Consider the following 4,066-nt stretch of genomic DNA (forward strand, 5'->3'; position numbering starts at 1 on the left):
GTTCTCGCCGCCGCCGGCTATAACTTCGGTCTGCTGCTGCGATGGCTCGCAGAGCTCTTGCGTGTCATCATCCGAGCCTTCTTCGAGACCGTCCCGGCTCGAAACACCGCTTGAGCCGGGCGCCGCCGCCAGTTCTTCACGAACGACTCTCAACTCCAAATTCGAGGGCGACGAATCCTGAAGGCTTAGAAATCATAAGCATTCCAAGCTAACACTTTTGATCACGCGAACACTCACAAACTTTAATAGTCTCTAAGCATCCATAACGAGCTTAATGACAAGGGTCGAGTATTCTCCAGGTGTCGAAATGCTGAAACACAAGCCTGCGCAGCCAATGGTAGCGCGAACCTGACAGGTGAACGGAGATGCCAACAATGTTTACCGAAACACTAGCGGACAATACTCGCACCAGTCTGGTTGGCTTGCAGGATGTGTACTTCTCCCAGGACACTCATACGCTTCACCGCGAACTGAGGTGGCGTCAGCCAGGGCGCGCCGGCAGTATCACAACCGAAGATATAACGATCTCGCGTTGGATGGATCCACTGAATACGTTTAGTCGGGAGGAAGCGCGAACCCCTCGCGATCAATACTTCATTGGCGTTGCCTTGAAATCCACTCGGCTCAAGCTGACCAGAGATCGTCAAATCATCTTCGATGGGATCATGCCTGTGGGCGCTCTCTATGTAGGAGCCCCCTCGACTGAACTCAGCGCCCAGTTTGATGCACCTTACGACTTCCTACACTTGCACGTTTCTGCTCACTATTTTCGCTCCAAGAAATTGGCGAGCCAAGATCGGCGCGGGCAGGAACTGAGTGATCTCGTACTTCTACGTGACTCGTTTGCGGCTCAGCTTGCCAAAGCGTTGGTAGAGCACGACGACGCTGCAGACTCCACCTTTGCGAGTTCGCTCGGTCAAACGTTGGCGATGCATGCCGCTCGGCTGGAGTTACCGCGCGTCAGAATGAATGCTCTGCCGAAATGGAGGCTACGGCGAGTTGAGGATTACGTGAAGGAGCATTTTGATCAATACATCCGACTTGGGGATCTCGCCAAGGTAGCCGGATTGTCACGCATGCATTTCGCCGCGCAATTTCGGGCTGCGACCGGATACCGTCCACGCGAATATCTTTTGCATCAGCGTATTGAACACGCAAAGTCCCTATTGGCTGATACAGAGACTTCGCTCGCCCAAGTGGCACTTGCCGTCGGCTTCGGCACGCAGGCGTATTTCTCGACCGTTTTCAAACGGATCACCGGAGACACCCCGGCCCGGTGGCGTTGCAGCGCCCGCAACGCGTCGGTCGCGCAATCTTTTCAGTATGCGACGACTGGGAACGCAAGCACCATAAAACGCTGATCTGACGGCAATTCCGTCTTATCCTCAGAGCATTGCTCAAATTCCGTTACGAGCGCAAAGAGAGCTCGCGCGAAGAAGTATCTTTCGCAAACATCGGTGAAGCGTGGGATTCCCTTCTTGTGACTGCGAGGGAGTTGATCTAAATCAAGCTGCGCGCGTTACGGTTTTTCGGTCCGGCGCCTGATCCGCGAAATGCGAAGTTACATCAAAAACTTGGTGTACGATGAATAACAGGCGCCCTGCATCGTCCAACACTGGACTTTTTAGCGGCTGCCAGTACGCTCCACAAATTCCCCAGCCGCGTCGCGGACATCATAGCGTTGAATTGCCATCGCGTGCGGCCGCCCGCTCTCGGCGACCGTCGCTACAGATGAATATAGTCGGGCGACGCCATCAGCGATCGGATCACTAGGATTATCCGGAAAAATATCGAATATACGCTCGCCGGCCACTTCGGCAATATCGATCATCGCAGCCGCAGTGTAGAGCTTGTTTGCATCTACTATGTGCAAGCCTGGACGCGTGTCAATCAGAAGCAGTGTGCTCGCTTGTTCAAACTCTCGTTGAAAGACACTCACGCATTTATTTGGCAGCACAGGATAGCGGTGCCTCTTCGCCGTCCAATCGCTTCGAAATGCGCCTTGCACGTCCGCTTCGATCGCGGCCAATTTGCGCTGCGATTGCAAAAGAAGCGACCGAACTATCGCCTCGCTCGTCTCTTCCAAAAGAAGGCGCTGATAGAGCGCGATATTCTGCTGCTCGATGAAACGCTGCATGGCCGGCCCCCTGAGACCACACCATAAGGAAATGCCGTGGAACTAAGAGCCGCCAGCCTTGGGGGAACTGACGGCTCAACGGTTGGGGGCGTAGTGGGGACAGAGCGCTCGGCACGCATGGTCGCAATCAGCATCCTGTTGAGCCGAAGCGAATTTTCGCTTTCGACTAGGGGGCGCAATTTGCACGGTCGAACGCCTCGGTCCGCTCGCGGAAAAGGCGGCGGTCACACTTACCGAACTCGGTTACGATAGCGTCCACGAAGTCGCGGATTTCGCGGACTACGTCCGCACGCTCAAATAGGGCACGGGCCCACGGCCGCCGCAAAGGTTCGCAGCCCGGGTTGAGATGAGTCAATGTAGGGCTTCCGATGCACGGATAGAGTCGAAAGCGTACCGAGCGGCACGAGCGCGCAGGTGCCGTTATAGTTGCGGGGCCTGGACTCCTAGGCACCCCGGGCTCCGTTTCACCACGACGAAAGCGAGCGCAACCAGTAGCCGGCCTCGTAAGAGCAGCTCCGCCGGCGGGACTTATGACACTTCCGAGGAGGTTTCAAATGTACAATCGTATCTTGGGACTGACGACATCCGTTCTCATTCTGGCGTACTGCACTGTGGATGCCTTTGCACAGAGCCAAATAACGCCCCAACCAGATCAGCAACAAATGCAATCGCATCCCATGGGCCAGGAAGGCGGGGGCACGATAGGGCACGGAAGCATGAGGGGCGGCGGCATGATGGGACAAATGATGGGGCGCGGCATGACGGGTGGGGGCACGATGGGACCACCTTTTATGATGCGTATGATGTTCGCTCTGATGGACGCCGACGGCGATGGGAGCATCTCACTGCAGGAGTTTCAGGCAGCCCACGAACGAATTTTCAAGGCGATGGATGGCAATAAGGATAGCAAGCTTACGCTGGAGGAGATGCAAGCGTTCATCCACGGGACAAGGTGATCGACTTCGTCAAGTCCGACGAAGAAGCAGAACATGTAGCTCTATACGCTGCTCGCCGGGACGAATAGCCCGAACTGGCTCATGACAAGCGAGTGTTCGCCGGCTTGCGAAAGCCTAGCACGCCCGAGCTGTCACAAAACCGTGCGTCAGGTCCTCCACGTCGTCGATGTTGGTGAGGTACACCGTCACCTCGTCGCCCTGCTTGACCTCAAATTTGTCGAGCGCGTACGCGGTCGAGTACATGTAGACGCGCACCTGGTTGCCGTCGCGGACCACCTGGCTGCGTCTTGCACACGGTTACCAGCGCCGTGGCCGGCGGACTTCTCATGCTGTTGAGCGCGGCCGCAAGGTCGAAGACGTCATGACCTGGCAGGTAATCTCGGTGCAGGAGGAGACCTCACGACCTCACTGGCCGATCTGGTCGACCTGATGGAGAAGCACGACATCAAGCGCGTCCTTCATCGCGGAGATGCTGCGCGCCGGTGTGCGGGCCACCATTGATGCTGTCCCGGATTGCGCTTCGTTCGTGGCGCGGGCGAGGGGATCGGCGTGCATCTCCTCACCGGACCGGTCGCGATCGAAGGCGCCGAGCCCGGTGACATCCTGGAAGTGCGCATCCTCGATATCAGGCCGCGGCCGAGCTGCAGCGCCTGTTGCAGGCGAGCGCGAGGCCAGCCGCCAGCAGCGCCGGCAGCTTGATGCTGATATGCTGTAAATAAGCGCCGAACTTTGCCCCCCATCTGGAGTGGGCCCTCCAGGGGGGACAGGTTGGCTTTCAGTAATTGACCGGACGGCCGGGCTTTCAGAGGATGAAGGCCCATGGCAAAGCACCGAACGCATAGCGTCGAGTTCAAGCAGCAGGTTTCCCAGGAGTATCTGAGCGGCGAGACACTGCATGCCCTCGCGAAGCGGCATGACATCTCCCGCAATCTGATCTGGGTCGAGAAGTTTCAGGCGGGCGCTCTCGATGAAG

4 protein-coding genes and 1 pseudogene are annotated in these 4,066 nt (G+C 57.3%); 3 read left to right on the top strand and 2 right to left on the bottom strand.

Translation table 11 applies throughout. The annotated features are described in order from the left end of the window. Positions 1-374 precede the first annotated feature (374 nt). On the top strand, positions 375-1,361 hold the full coding sequence (locus tag AB4Z51_RS44535; protein WP_135217296.1) for a helix-turn-helix domain-containing protein: 987 nt from the start codon (positions 375-377) through the stop codon (positions 1,359-1,361). 263 nt (positions 1,362-1,624) lie between these two features. Here the strand turns inward: AB4Z51_RS44535 and AB4Z51_RS44540 are convergent, their stop codons facing one another. Then, positions 1,625-2,137, bottom strand: coding sequence for a diguanylate cyclase (locus AB4Z51_RS44540; protein ID WP_244623532.1), 513 nt, complete (start codon positions 2,135-2,137; stop codon positions 1,625-1,627). Positions 2,138-2,691: 554 nt separating this feature from the next. Here AB4Z51_RS44540 and AB4Z51_RS44545 point away from each other — a divergent pair. Continuing rightward, positions 2,692-3,093 (top strand): EF-hand domain-containing protein, encoded by a 402-nt coding sequence (locus tag AB4Z51_RS44545; RefSeq protein WP_167768354.1) that lies wholly within the window; start codon positions 2,692-2,694, stop codon positions 3,091-3,093. Between the two features lie 114 nt (positions 3,094-3,207). Here the strand turns inward: AB4Z51_RS44545 and AB4Z51_RS44550 are convergent, their stop codons facing one another. After that, positions 3,208-3,369: a hypothetical protein gene (locus AB4Z51_RS44550; protein WP_167768353.1), complete on the bottom strand. Its 162-nt coding sequence runs from the start codon at positions 3,367-3,369 to the stop codon at positions 3,208-3,210. A 243-nt stretch (positions 3,370-3,612) separates the two neighbouring features. Between AB4Z51_RS44550 and AB4Z51_RS44555 the strand changes: the two are divergent. Further along, positions 3,613-3,747, top strand: a pseudogene (locus AB4Z51_RS44555) (acetamidase/formamidase family protein); the annotation flags it as partial. Positions 3,748-4,066: the final 319 nt, after the last annotated feature.

This window comes from Bradyrhizobium sp. 2TAF36 (assembly GCF_052114925.1).
Lineage (GTDB): Bacteria > Pseudomonadota > Alphaproteobacteria > Rhizobiales > Xanthobacteraceae > Bradyrhizobium > Bradyrhizobium barranii.